A 13,434-nucleotide genomic window follows, 5' to 3' on the forward strand; every position below is an offset into this window, starting at 1 on the left:
GTCATCACTCCCTTTCTTTTTGCATTGGCACGATAATGTCTTGTTTCTTCGCTACTTCAACGGCACGTTCATAACCCGCATCCGCATGGCGGATAATGCCCATCCCAGGGTCGCTCGTTAAGACCCGCGCGAGCCGTTCGTCAGCCAGCTCACTTCCATCGGCAACTGCGACCATACCGGCATGCAGGGAATAGCCCATTCCGACGCCCCCGCCATGGTGGAAGGAGACCCAGCTTGCACCGGCCGCCGTGTTGACAAGCGCATTTAGCACAGCCCAATCGCCGACAGCGTCACTTCCGTCCTTCATCGCTTCGGTTTCCCGGTTAGGAGAGGCGACAGACCCACAGTCCAAATGGTCTCTCCCAATGACGACAGGCGCTTTTAGCTCCCCGTTTCTGACCAGCTCGTTAATGGCGAGGCCCATCTTTTTTCGTTCTCCATATCCGAGCCAGCAAATACGGGACGGCAAGCCTTGGAACGTGACTTTATCCTGTGCCATATCGATCCAGCGGTGAAGGGCTTTATTTTCCGGAAATAGTTCTTTTAATAACGCATCTGTACGGTAAATATCTGCCGGATCACCGGAAAGCGCCGCCCAGCGGAACGGTCCTTTTCCTTCACAGAACAAGGGGCGGATGTAGGCTGGGACAAACCCTGGAAAATCAAAGGCATTCTCCAGGCCTTCATCTTTAGCAACTTGCCGGATATTGTTGCCGTAGTCAAATACAACAGAGCCCTTTTGCTGAAAGGCCAGCATGGCTTCCACATGTTTTTTCATACTTTGCTTCGCAAGGCGCACGTAAAGCTCTGGATTGTCTTGGCGCAAACGGTCGGCTTCATTAAGGGAATAGCCCTCGGGAACATAACCGATTAAAGGGTCATGGGCAGATGTCTGATCGGTGACGATATCAATGGTGACGCCGCGATTCAGAAGGGTATGGTGAACCTCTGCCGCGTTTCCGAGAAGAGCGATGGAGAGAGGTTTTCCTGCTAGCTTTGCCTCTTCAGCCCATGCTAAGGCTTCTTCAATCGACGCTGTTTTTCGGTCGCAGTATTTTGTTTCAATTCGTTTGTCGATTCGTTTCTCGTCAACCTCGACGGCAATGACGACTCCTTCATTCATCGTGACAGACAGCGGCTGGGCGCCTCCCATTCCGCCGAGACCGGCTGTCAGAGTCAATGTTCCTTTTAAGCTTCCTCCGAAATGCTGTCTCGCGAGCTCGGCGAAGGTTTCATAGGTTCCTTGCAATATGCCTTGTGAGCCAATGTAAATCCAGCTGCCCGCTGTCATTTGCCCGTACATCATTAATCCTTTTTTCTCAAGTTCGTGGAAATGCTCCCAGTCCGCCCACTTCGGAACAAGAACAGAATTTGCTAAAAGCACGCGCGGCGCCTGCGGATGGGTTCGGAACATACCAACGGGCTTTCCGGATTGCACGAGCAATGTCTCATCATTTTTAAGTGTTTTCAAAGAATGCTCAATGGCGTGAAAAGCGTCCCAATTCCGGGCGGCTTTGCCAATTCCGCCGTATACAATCAGGTCCTCCGGCTTCTCGGCGACTTCCGGATCAAGGTTGTTTCGAAGCATCCGAAGCACCGCCTCTTGCTCCCACCCTAAGCATTCAAGCTCTGTTCCCCTATTGGCACGGATAGATTTTTTTATATCAGTCATATGTTCATCCCCCTCAGTTCTTCATTCTTGTGATCTGGTAATAAAGATTCCTTCTTCAGCCAGTCAGTCAAGCGTTCTATGTCATAGGAGAAAATACGGTCCTGCTGAATGGAAGGCACGACTTTTCTCATTTCCTGAAAAAGCTGTTTGGTATAGGTCGCTGCATGTTCTATGCCTCTGTATTCAACCGCCTGCAATGCGCAAATCGCTTCGATTGCAATGACTCTTCTTGTATTCGCGATCACCTGGTAGGCATGCCGCGCAGCAATGGTTCCCATGCTGACATGGTCTTCTTGGTTGGCGGATGACGGAATAGAATCCACACTTGCAGGATGCGCCAGTGTTTTATTTTCAGAAACGAGTGAGGCCGCGGCGTACTGCATGATCATTGCACCGGATTGCAGACCGGGGTGAGGGCTTAGGAATGGCGGCAGGTCATTCAGCTGCGGGTTCACAAGGCGCTCTATCCTGCGCTCTGCAATATTCGCAAGCTCTGACATTGCGATTTTCAGAAAATCCATGGCAAAGGCTATAGGCTGTCCGTGAAAGTTTCCGCCGGAAATCACTTTGTCACCGTCATTGAAAATAAGAGGATTGTCCGTAGCTGCATTCATCTCAATCTCTAATTTTTCTTTGACATAGACTAACGTTTGCCAAGTCGCACCATGCACTTGCGGAATACACCGCAATGAATAGGCATCCTGAACCCGCAGTTCACCTTGAGAGGTTGTCAGGCTGCTGTCGGATAGATAGAAGCGAATTCGTTCTGCGACGTCAATCTGCTCCTGATAGCCGCGGGCTGAGTGAATATCCTCGTCAAACGCATCAATAATTCCCCTCAGCCCCTCGATCGTTAAGCTGGCGATGCGCTCGATTTGATAGGCTAGTTTTTCAGCTTCAATGTATGCGACCACACCCATAGCAGTCATGGCCTGAGTCCCGTTAATCAAGGCAAGTCCTTCCTTGGATGTCAGCGTTATCGGCTGAATACCGGCTTTTTTCAATCCCTTCATTGCCGGCATCTTTTCTCCCTCAAAAAAGACTTCTCCTTGACCGATCAGCGCAAGCGCCAAATGGGAAAGCGGCGCCAGATCCCCGCTTGCGCCAAGTGATCCCTGCTGGGGGATGACAGGATGGACGCGTTTATTTAGAAAAGCAAGCAACTGTTCAACCAGTTCAGCACGTACACCGGAAAACCCTTTTAACAGCGCATTGGCGCGCAAAAGCAACATTGCCCTGGAAACACACTCAGGAAAAGGATCACCCACTCCGCAGGCATGAGAAAGGATTAAATTCAGCTGAAGCGTCGCCGAGTCTTCTTTTTGAATCAGGACATCACTGAATTTGCCAAATCCGGTGGTGATGCCGTAGATTGTCTTTTCTTCGTGAACAATCCGTTCCACTGCCGCTCTGCTTTTTTTCACGCGCTCCATACTTTCCTCGGAAGCCGCTGTCTCCTCAAAATCAAACAGCACACGAGCGACGTCGGCTGTTGTCAATGAAGAACCGTCTAAAGTCACCATAAGCCCAACTCCTTTGTCTTTACTTTGGTAAAGCGCCCATACAAAAAGGGGCTATGCTGTGAAAATTTGATTTCACGCATAGCCCCCTATCGTCTAAGATCTATGGGCTGTTTCATATGTGATTGATTCCAACGCCGAATGTCTCATGCTCAAGTCCTTTGATCGGCGCCCCGATTGTTCCATAAAGCGAGACAGCGATCCAATCGCCTTCCGCTTCACTTTCATAAGGATTTCCCCTCAAAACGGCAAACCTCAAGCCAACCGTCCGAAGCAGCGATCCAAGCAGCATTTCACCTCTGGTCACGCCATGCAAAGCCTCCATCGTCGCATGATAGAGCGCATGTGACTCGCGATAACCGTCAGATTGAATGACACCGCTCTTTTTGGAAGCGGTTTCAATTGCGGCTACTACTTTATGCGCGTCCATTGATCCTACCTTGCCGAGGCAGACTTTCCATCCATCTCGCTCCAGCTCCCCGACCTGTGTACGTTCTTCATTTTCATTAAGCAGCAGAAGAACAGACAGCCGGCCGATCCGGCGCTCTTTGTGCAGTGTCATATGAATCACTCAATTCCTAAAAATTCTGATAACTATTAACTGTGTATTATATTAATTGGTTCAGCAGCAGAAGTCAAAGGTTTTTTACAGTCTTTAACAAGTTAGATTGCTATTGTGATAGTGTGGCGCAGATAACCGGACGGTTTTTTTCAGCACATTGCACACGATAGCCAGACAGGAGTGTGGGCGGTTGCTGTCATTTTTCTCACGAGCCAGCCGAATGAGATCCTCAGCCCGGCCAAGCCGGCTGACACAGGTGGAGACGAGCAGTCAGGCATGATTCTAAAAACAACGAATGGCCTGTCATATCACTGGCAATAAAGGGCGAACATGCAAAAAAGAGGCGTAGTTGCCGGAGAAAATGGCTTTATCACAGTCGATGACTTCACAAGGCCGGACAAAGCGTTCATTACATACGCAAATGGAATTGAAAGAAGGAGTTACGGCAAAAGGGTTGAATTATGAAGTAGAGAATATGCAAGCTACAGTCCTGCACCAAGCAGGCAGCCAGACCATCCATCTCTCCCTGGATGTCATGAACATCATGGACAATGTAAGAGAACAGTGGGGAACGTTTGAATATGAAAACATCGGGCCTTTATAACGGACCCGGGCTTTTTCATAAGGGAAATGTAAGCGCTTAAAAATTTAATAAAAAAGTGAGGCGAACTGTTTAGATGTTAAACCGATTGTTCCGTGTATGTTTTCTTGCAGCTCTTCTTATGGCCTTTACCCTGCCAAACTCCGCTTATGCACAAAAGGGAGAAAAACCTGTATTTACAGAAGTCAGTGTACATGACCCTTCCGTCATTGAGACAAACGGCACCTTTTATGTTTTTGGATCTCATCTCGCTTCAGCAAAAACAAATGACCTCATGCAATGGCAACAGCTGACCACCAACGTTAGTAACAACAATCCTCTGATTCCGAATGTCTACGAAGAATTAAAAGATACCTTCGAATGGGCGCAATCCGATACCTTGTGGGCGGCTGACGTCACACAGCTGGCGGACGGCAAATACTACATGTACTACAACGCCTGCCGCGGCGATTCGCCAAGATCGGCCATGGGCGTGGCCGTCGCTGACAACATCGAAGGCCCGTACAAAAACAAAGGCATCTTTTTAAAATCAGGAATGGAAGGCACAAGCAGCGATGGAACACCGTATGACGCAACCAAACACCCGAATGTTGTAGACCCGCATACCTTCTTTGATAAAGACGGCAAGCTGTGGATGGTGTACGGATCATACTCAGGCGGCATTTTCATTCTTGAAATGAATCCGAAAACAGGCTTCCCGCTTTCTGGGCAGGGATACGGCAAAAAACTGCTCGGCGGCAACCACAGCAGAATCGAAGGCCCGTATGTTCTCTATAACCCAGATACCAAGTACTACTACTTATACCTGTCATATGGCGGTCTAGATGCAACAGGCGGCTATAACATCCGTGTCGCCCGCTCCAAAAAACCGGACGGCCCTTACTATGATGCAGAAGGCAACTCAATGCTTGACGTCCGCGGCAAAGAAGGCACATTCTTCGACGACCGCTCCATCGAACCGTACGGCGTCAAACTCATGGGCAGCTATTCATTTGAAACAGAAACTGAAAATGGAACCGGCTACGTCTCGCCAGGCCACAATTCCGCATACTATGACGAAAAAACCGGACGATCCTATTTACTCTTCCACACCCGCTTCCCGGGCAGAGGTGAAGAACACGAAGTCAGAGTCCACCAAATGTTCATGAACAAAGACGGCTGGCCGGTAGCAGCCCCATATCGTTACGCAGGAGAAACACTGGAAAAAGTAAAACAAAAAGACATCACAGGAACATACAAACTCATCCAGCACGGAAAAGACATCTCAGCAGACATCAAAAAAACCATCAGCATCCAACTCAACAAAAACCACACCATTTCCGGGGAAATGACCGGAACATGGCAGAAAACCGGTAAAAATACAGCCGAAATCACGTTAGCCGGCAAGAAGTATAGCGGAGTATTTTTACGGCAGTGGGATTCGGTGAGAGAGAAGGACGTGATGACGTTTAGTGTGTTGAATGGCAGCGGTGAGGCTGTTTGGGGCAGTAAGATTATAAGATAAGTTATATTTAAGAACCTTTTCTTGATTAAGAAAAGGTTTTTTTCTTACATAATATTCTACTAGGCATTTTGAAAATATCTTATTGATTTTGTATACTGTAACAAAAAATAACAATTTTAAATAGAGGAATAAGATATTTTGGAGGGAATAATTTGGCGGGTGTAAGCATTGGGATAGGAAATACAACATATTCTGATCAAATTAAAGAATGGCGATTATTTAAACTAGATAATGCTAAAATAACTGTGCATATTACACTGAAAAATGGAATGAAGAAAAGTGAAGATTTGGATAGGTGTATAATTACTCCTGTTCGAAAAATGGTCATTAATAAACAAGAACGACTTGTTCTAAAGGGAAATGTAAAAGCAAATATTGAAAACGTTATAATATATGGAGATAAATATGCTGTTTTGACTTTTTGCGGAAATGACCGCAAATATATTTATAAAGAAAAGGATATTGAAAAGATTACTTTAGGTAATGCAAAGTTTAAACACCTATTGGATTATTTTGGACACATTGCGGCTATTAAAGATAAAACAAAAAATGATATCCCACCTATTTTGGAAGGTGAAATTCAGCGTATGCCGTTAAGAATAGAAAGTGCTCTCTATGCTTATTTTTTGAAAGAAAGTCGGTCGTATAAGGACTCAGAGACACTCCTTTTTCCGTTTGGTTTAAACCTAAGTCAGATCCGGGCAGTTCAATCCGCTTTTTCTTCTCAAATAAGTGTAATTGAAGGTCCTCCCGGTACGGGAAAAACACAAACTATTTTAAATATAATCACTAATTTAGTGATGAAAGGAAAGAATGCTGCAATTGTCTCAAGTAATAATTCTGCAGTTGCCAATGTGAAAGAAAAAATGGAGAGAGCAGGATATGATTTTCTTCTTGCAACATTAGGTAGCCAAAATAATCAAAAAAAATTCTTTGAACAACTTCCAGAACTCCCTCAAAATATAGCCGCATGGAGGGTTGATGATGAGAGAGAAATAGAGTTACTAAAAAGCGTCTTAAGTGATGTAGAATCTATTAAAGAACTATTAAAATTAAAAAACCAACAAGCAGTAATAAAACAGCAAATAAAAGACCTAGAAACAGAGAAAAAATATTACAAACAACATTTTGAATCATTAGAAACTATGAAGCCAAAGCTTTTACCTTTTTATAAGTTTAGTAATTATAAGATTTTAAATTTTATGGCTGATGAAGTACTCAACAAACAAAACCGAATGAACTTCTTTAAGAAAACCAAATATCTTTTCTACTATGGGTTATATGACTTCAAACAAATAGGAGACAGTTTAAATAAAGAGAAAATGCTTTCTCAACTCCAATATAAATTCTATAAGCAAAAACTAACTGAATTAAATTCTGAGTTAAATAAAATAAATCAAATGCTACATGCCAAAAATTTTAAGGAGCTAAGTAATCGAATTCAAAATTACTCTACATTAATTTTCAAAAGTTATATATATAACAAACAAAAAACGATTAAGAAAGAGAATTTTGAGTACAAGAAATATAAAGATGCAAAGCAGTTTGATCGATTTATAAATCGATATCCTATTATTTTAAGTACTGCATTCTCTTTAATGAAATCAATTCCAGATGGTTTCTTATTTGATTACTTAATTGTAGATGAAGCCTCACAATTAGAATTGATGCCAGGTATCCTTGCTCTTGGCTGTGCTAAAAATGTAATTATTGTTGGAGATACAAAACAACTGCCTCACATTCCCGATAAGAACATATCAAAGGGAGAAATGGGAATCGAACCTTGCTTTGATTATGTAGAAAATAGTCTTCTGCATTCTATTTTAAAAGTATACGAGAATAAAATCCCCGTTACTTTGTTAAAGGAGCACTATCGATGCCATCCTATGATCATTAAATTTTGTAATGAACAATATTATGATGGCAACCTCATTCCTTTGACTAGATATGATGAAGTAGACGATTCTTCAATTATTTTAATAAAAACCGTTAAAGGAAATCATATGAGATTCCAAGGCGGACGGCACAATGTTCGTGAATTGGATTCTCTTGAAGAGGCAACGATTAGAGAGAAGGTTTTCCCACAAGATTTTGATGATATTGGATTCATTACTCCTTATAGAGCTCAGATAAATGCTGCTAATCGTTACATGAGAGAAGAAATTATTAAAGATACTGTACATAAATTTCAAGGAAGAGAATGTGATGGAATTATTTTCTCGACAGTACTTGATGATAAAGGCGGTAAAAAGGATATTGAATTTGTTGATAGTGCGACTTTAATTAATGTCGCTATATCGAGAGCAAAAAAACGTTTTGTTTTAGTATCTGCAGTCGATATTTTCAAGAGAAGTAACAAAGAAATCTCCGAGTTAATACGTTATATGGAATATTATACGGAAGCTAGTTTATATCATGAAAGTCAGGTTATTTCTGTGTTCGATTTACTATATAAAGAATTCTCCGAAGTTTTAGTACAACGAGAAAATAAACTACGAGAGAGTGACTCAAAGTTTAAATCTGAAAGGATTATTGCGAGTTTGCTCAGAGATATACTTAAAGAGGAAGCCTATAAAAAAATTGAGTTTAGAAGGGAGTATCGTTTAAAGGATTTATTTAACGACACCTCTCATTTAAACGAAGAGGAACAAAGGTTCGTTAAAACAGTAGCTCGATTTGACTTTTTGCTTTATTACAAAATGGGGAATGAACCTGCTGGAGTAATAGAGGTAGACGGTACTTCTTATCATTTTTCAAATGACCAGAAAAGACGGGATGAATTAAAAGATTCTATTCTGAAGAAATCGGGGATACCTTTTATTAGATTAAAGACAAATGAGAGTGGCGAGGCTAAAAAAATAAAGGTACTGCTAAATTGTATTTTAAAAAACAAATAAGTTAAAGAATGATTAAGACACTAGCAAGAGATAAGCTTTTATTATGTGAAAATAACTCTATATAGCCAAAAAGGTTAAGTTGTTATCATAGAATCCTTTCAGTATGATACAGTTTAACTAAAAATGAAGATAACTAAATGTAATATTAAATATAGCTTTGTGACCTAATAATAAATGAAAGGAAGAAATAAAAAATGAAAAAAACAATCAAAGTAGCTGCAGCAGTGATTCAAAACGATAAAAATATGATATTATGTGCACTTCGTTCGCCAACCATGTCTTTGGCCAATCTATGGGAATTTCCAGGAGGCAAACTTGAAGAGGGAGAGAATGCACGAGAAGCTCTTGTAAGAGAAATTCATGAGGAGCTTGGTTGTAAAATTGAAGCCGGTGAAATTATCGCTGACATTCATCACGAATATGAGAAAGTCATTGTTAATTTGATTTCTATTCAAGCGAAAGTTGTTGAGGATAAACCTGTTGCCAAAGAACATGCGGAACTCAGATGGGTGCCCGTGAGTGAACTCGAGTCACTTGAATGGGCACCTGCTGATCTTCCAACTGTAAATGCGTTAGTTAATTAAATCAACGTATAAGTTTTCTGGGACAGGCTGACGGAGCTTCCATATTACATTCATAGGTTTGTTCCCGTTGCTTGATACGTATTCTACTTTACCTAGATAAATAAAAGGTAAGGTGATGTCATGCATTTTGTTAAATTTACGCACGAATAGATGTATTTTATATTTTCTCTCTTTATGGTTAATAAAATTCTGACCTACAGGAGAATCATGTGATGTTTGGTTTTGACTTTGCCAATGAAAATGATGAGGATCAATAAAGTAATCTTTATATAACAAATGATCCTCGACTTTTTCAGATTTATTTAACGTAATAAAAATTAAGTAATTGTTATTAACTCTCCGAACACCTTCTCGCCACGTTCCCTCTTGATCAGTTGATTGAAATAAATGTATGAGTTCATTTCTAGTATATGTTTGATACAAGGTGAGTTGTAGTTCACTAGATAAAAGTGCTTCTATATTATTCATACGTCTAAATTCGGTTAAACCATATTGGATACGTTCCTTAATATAAGGACCGAACTGGGGATGGCATAAACGTTCAATAATCTCTGATTGTAGTATGAACGTATTTTCCTCCACCATGCCAAAACTCCATTGGTGTTTCTTATCTGGCGTGGCTAGGCGTTCCATAGAACGTTTAATCAAGTTATCGTGTATAGTAGTATTTTTGATTTGTAAATGAAATGTATCTTCTAAAGATTTCTTAACATCATTTACAGTGATTCTTCTTATATTGAATCCACATTGCAACACTAATAAATCATAAGGCCACTTAATAGGGAACTGTTGCTCTAACCAGGATACCATTTTTAACAATAACGAATCATTTAATATTTCTTTATCTAAAGAATGAAGATCATCCATTTTTCTTTTCGTTTCGACCCAAGACTTATATTTTTTAAGAAAAAAGGTAAGCCCTGGAGCTTGATCGAAATAAAGAAAATCAAGTAACTCTGGAGAACGCCCAATATCGCGTTTAAATTGAGAATATAATGTTTTTAGCATTGAAGCTGAATTTAGTTTAATACTATCAATTTTGTGTAAAATCTCTTTCTTCGTTACAGATGAAAGATCGACATAAGATCCACCTGGTAAGTCTGCAAACTCATGGGTCACTGCAACTCTCAACGAATCCTTATCAAACGATTTTTGACTTGTTTGTCCAGAAAGGGCTAATGGTATGACGAATGATTTTTGATAGTTTCCTATAAAATCAAGTACCGTAACAAACTCTTTATCATCAGTCTTCCTTAATCCTCTTCCTAACTGTTGAATAAATATAGTTGGTGATTCAGTTGGCCTCAAAAAAAGCAGTAAGTTTAATTTTGGTATATCAATGCCTTCATTAAAAATATCTACTGTGAAAATTAGCTCTAAACTGTGATGTGGATCTTCAAGTTCTCTGATGACTTTCTGACGTTGGGCTGAGGAATCTTCCCCTGTTAAATATGTTGTATGAAATCCTAATTGATTAAATTCTTGGCTCATATATTGGGCATGTTCAATGTTAGTACAGAAGCCCAACCCACACATTTTTTCTCCGTGGAAACCGTACATGTTTATCATCTTTATTACATAATCGACTCGCTCATGGTTTTTTAAGTGGTTAACCAAGGAGCGTTCGTCGTAGACCCCGTTTATTATTTTTACTTTATCGTAATCAACGGTGTGATCTGGGATGCCAAAGTAATGAAATGGGGCAAGTAATTCTGCTTCTAGTGCATCCCGCAGGCGGATTTCATAGACCACATTATGATTGCAGATCTCAAGCACATCTTTACCGTCTAAACGTTCTGGAGTTGCAGTTAAACCTAACAAGAATTTTGGCTTAAAGTAGTTCAATACGGTTTGATAGGTAGAGGCTTCTGCATGATGGAACTCATCAATGACAATGTAATCAAATTCATCTGTTGCAAACCGTTTTAATGTTTCTTCTTTATGCAAGGTTTGAACTGTGCTAAATAAAAATCTTTTATTCCATTCTTTTTTGGATCCAGTTAACAATCCAAAGTTATCATGGTCATTTGTGACTTTTTGAAATGTTTCAATCGCTTTAGATAGTAGCTCCTCACGATGAGCGATAAAAAGATATTTTTTTGGTTGATATTCGGTAAAATCAAAAGCTGCAAGATATGTTTTTCCTGTACCAGTTGCGGCGATAATAACTGCCCTTTCCTCACCCTGTTCTCTTGTTTTATTGAGGTTTTTAAGAGCTTTTTCTTGCATTGCATTTGGTTGTGTTTTTGTTTGATAAAGAGAATTTTGAGAGACGAGAGACGCGCTCATTTTATGATTAGTTGCCTGAAATTCTTCATAGGCTTTTAAGAACTGATCATCAACCGGTTGTGCTTTTTCGAACCATACTTTGTTAAAGACATCTTTTGTTTGTTGAAAAATTGGAAGATATCTTGTATCTGGTATTTTTGCATTTAATTCATACCCAGTGGTCAGAGCGGACTGCGAAAGATTTGATGATCCAATAATGACGCTATGTTGCCCAGACTGACGTTCAAACAAGTAAGCTTTTGTGTGAAAAGATTGACGGAAATCATTTACAATTCTCAAGTCAACATTTTGAAATTGCATAAGTTGTTTAAGGGCTTTAGGTTCAGTAATTCCCATATATGTTGATGTAATAATACGTACTGGTACATTGCGTTTATTTAGCTCTTGTAATGGTGGAATAAGAAGTTGGACACCAGACCACCTTGTAAAACTGACCATAAAATCCACACGATCAGCAGTTAACATTTCATTCTTTAATGTTTTAAAAAAATTATCATCCGCTCTATGGTTTCCGAGTAGATTCAACCGTGATAGCGAAAAGTGCTCCGACACAGGAAGATCCAGGTCACCTAAATGATAAAGAACTGAAGAAAGTGGTATTGCAAAGGCAGTATCATTACCAAGATCAGAAGATATTTTTTGGGTCAATTCAACCGCCTGACTATATTGTCCATGATCAACAAGCGTTTTGATCTTCTCGCCCAATTGTTTTGCAATATGTAAAGTTAAAATTTCTGTATATTCTTTCGGTAAAACAGGCTGAAATCGATGTTCTGCGGGATAAAGCTTATGCTTTTCTTGCAATCCTTCATGAAAACCACTGTTTTTTGTCATCTTTTCTCTCTCCATATATAGATAGATATCCTAATTTTATCATTATTATTGACTATGGGTAACAGTGATTTGTAATAATGCACTGTGATTTTGGATGAGGTTAATTATCCTATACTCATAGTCCCTCTCATGCTGAATTTCACTCAGGAGTAAATAAAACAAAAAGATTGTTAGATATTTATGCTTATTTAACTCTCCTCAAGACAAACCTTTTTACCTATTTATCCAATATGACCCATCATGTAATATGAAAATAGTCTGTATTGTAAAGAATTTACACAGTTTGATAGAAACATGAGGTGTTGCGGCATGCATAGTGAAATGTTGTTACATTCGGTCAAAGCCGATTTACATGAAAAACAGGAACAGATCCATCAGTTAAAACGAGTGCTGCACGAAATCAGGCAAATCAAACACGATTTTTCCGAGGTTCAGCATCTCATTCACCGGCCGCATCTTAACCGGGATGTATGGAGAGGAACACACGCTGAGCGGTTTGAAGATATTCGTGATGGAATGAACAAATCATATCATCAAATCAAAAGCCAACAGGTCAGCGGAATCATCGAAAGCATCGAAGGAAAAATCCATTCATTAGAGGGCGATGTATATTCCATAAGACGGCAAATCACGAGAATAGAGCATGAAATAGAGCAGGAAAAACATAAAAAGTGAGGTGAGCACAAATGGCACAGGAAATTAAAATGGTCTATGGCACAGTGAAGCAAGGGCTTTCTCAGCTCAAGAACTCAGCTGAACTCAAGTCCTCCGTACCCGGCCATCTTTCAGGCAGAAACCATTTAAACGTTGTGAAGTCCATCGAGCAATTAAATGAGGACATCAAAGAGCTCACTGAAGCATATGCATCCGTTCTGGCCAAGCATATCGCACAAACGGAAAGCGCGGTAAACGCCATGAAAGAAACGGACGAAAACGTATCATCTTCCATGAAATAAAGCGCGGGAGGACAA

Annotated in this window: 10 protein-coding genes; 6 read left to right on the forward strand and 4 right to left on the reverse strand. The window is 40.5% G+C overall.

Features of this window, described 5'->3' with window-relative positions:
* Positions 1-4: 4 nt before the first annotated feature.
* From hutU to hutP, 3 genes are all read right to left on the reverse strand, one after another.
* Positions 5-1,672: a urocanate hydratase gene (hutU, locus tag V6D44_RS06190; protein ID WP_087991922.1), complete on the reverse strand. Its 1,668-nt coding sequence runs from the start codon at positions 1,670-1,672 to the stop codon at positions 5-7.
* Positions 1,669-3,195, reverse strand: coding sequence for a histidine ammonia-lyase (gene hutH / locus V6D44_RS06195; protein ID WP_087991921.1), 1,527 nt, complete (start codon positions 3,193-3,195; stop codon positions 1,669-1,671). The genes hutU and hutH overlap by 4 nt, the downstream gene beginning before the upstream one ends.
* Before the next feature lie 112 nt (positions 3,196-3,307).
* The gene (gene hutP, locus V6D44_RS06200) at positions 3,308-3,754 is read right to left on the reverse strand and encodes a hut operon transcriptional regulator HutP (RefSeq protein ID WP_333516346.1); all 447 of its coding nucleotides are present in this window, start codon (positions 3,752-3,754) and stop codon (positions 3,308-3,310) included.
* Between the two features lie 349 nt (positions 3,755-4,103).
* Between hutP and V6D44_RS06205 the strand changes: the two genes are divergently transcribed.
* The 4 genes from V6D44_RS06205 (at position 4,104) to V6D44_RS06220 (ending at position 9,340) form a co-directional block, all read left to right on the forward strand.
* Positions 4,104-4,358, forward strand: a complete 255-nt coding sequence (locus V6D44_RS06205; protein WP_333516347.1) for a hypothetical protein — start codon at positions 4,104-4,106, stop codon at positions 4,356-4,358.
* A 73-nt stretch (positions 4,359-4,431) separates the two neighbouring features.
* Positions 4,432-5,859, forward strand: a complete 1,428-nt coding sequence (locus V6D44_RS06210; RefSeq protein WP_333516348.1) for a glycoside hydrolase family 43 protein — start codon at positions 4,432-4,434, stop codon at positions 5,857-5,859.
* Positions 5,860-6,011: 152 nt separating this feature from the next.
* Positions 6,012-8,756 carry an AAA domain-containing protein gene (locus V6D44_RS06215; protein WP_333516349.1) on the forward strand — a complete coding sequence of 915 codons (2,745 nt, stop codon included), beginning with the start codon at positions 6,012-6,014 and terminating at the stop codon, positions 8,754-8,756.
* A gap of 194 nt (positions 8,757-8,950) precedes the next feature.
* Positions 8,951-9,340 (forward strand): (deoxy)nucleoside triphosphate pyrophosphohydrolase, encoded by a 390-nt coding sequence (locus tag V6D44_RS06220; RefSeq protein WP_333516350.1) that lies wholly within the window; start codon positions 8,951-8,953, stop codon positions 9,338-9,340.
* On the opposite strand, the gene V6D44_RS06225 is transcribed toward V6D44_RS06220, so the two are convergent.
* A complete protein-coding gene (locus V6D44_RS06225; protein ID WP_333516351.1) occupies positions 9,329-12,463 on the reverse strand; it encodes a DUF3427 domain-containing protein in 3,135 nt (1,044 codons plus the stop codon). The genes V6D44_RS06220 and V6D44_RS06225 overlap by 12 nt on opposite strands.
* A 309-nt stretch (positions 12,464-12,772) precedes the next feature.
* Here V6D44_RS06225 and V6D44_RS06230 point away from each other — a divergent pair, with 309 nt between their 5' ends.
* On the forward strand, positions 12,773-13,138 hold the full coding sequence (locus V6D44_RS06230) for a YwqH-like family protein (RefSeq protein WP_087991918.1): 366 nt from the start codon (positions 12,773-12,775) through the stop codon (positions 13,136-13,138).
* Between the two features lie 11 nt (positions 13,139-13,149).
* Entirely contained in the window at positions 13,150-13,419 is a 270-nt protein-coding gene (locus V6D44_RS06235) for a YwqI/YxiC family protein (RefSeq protein WP_333516352.1), read from the forward strand.
* The last annotated feature ends 15 nt before the right edge of the window (positions 13,420-13,434 follow it).

This window comes from Bacillus sp. 0209A (assembly GCF_036765095.1).
Classification (GTDB): domain Bacteria; phylum Bacillota; class Bacilli; order Bacillales; family Bacillaceae; genus Bacillus; species Bacillus subtilis_G.

What these genes read in the sequence shown, in the direction of transcription:
- V6D44_RS06220 (WP_333516350.1), top strand. Translation starts at nt 8,951, where the DNA reads ATGAAAAAAACAATCAAAGTAGCTGCAGCAGTGATTCAAAACGATAAA.
- V6D44_RS06210 (WP_333516348.1), top strand. Translation starts at nt 4,432, where the DNA reads ATGTTAAACCGATTGTTCCGTGTATGTTTTCTTGCAGCTCTTCTTATG.
- V6D44_RS06225 (WP_333516351.1), bottom strand. Translation starts at nt 12,463, where the DNA reads ATGACAAAAAACAGTGGTTTTCATGAAGGATTGCAAGAAAAGCATAAG.
- hutH (WP_087991921.1), bottom strand. Translation starts at nt 3,195, where the DNA reads ATGGTGACTTTAGACGGTTCTTCATTGACAACAGCCGACGTCGCTCGT.
- hutU (WP_087991922.1), bottom strand. Translation starts at nt 1,672, where the DNA reads ATGACTGATATAAAAAAATCTATCCGTGCCAATAGGGGAACAGAGCTT.
- V6D44_RS06230 (WP_087991918.1), top strand. Translation starts at nt 12,773, where the DNA reads ATGCATAGTGAAATGTTGTTACATTCGGTCAAAGCCGATTTACATGAA.
- V6D44_RS06235 (WP_333516352.1), top strand. Translation starts at nt 13,150, where the DNA reads ATGGCACAGGAAATTAAAATGGTCTATGGCACAGTGAAGCAAGGGCTT.
- hutP (WP_333516346.1), bottom strand. Translation starts at nt 3,754, where the DNA reads ATGACACTGCACAAAGAGCGCCGGATCGGCCGGCTGTCTGTTCTTCTG.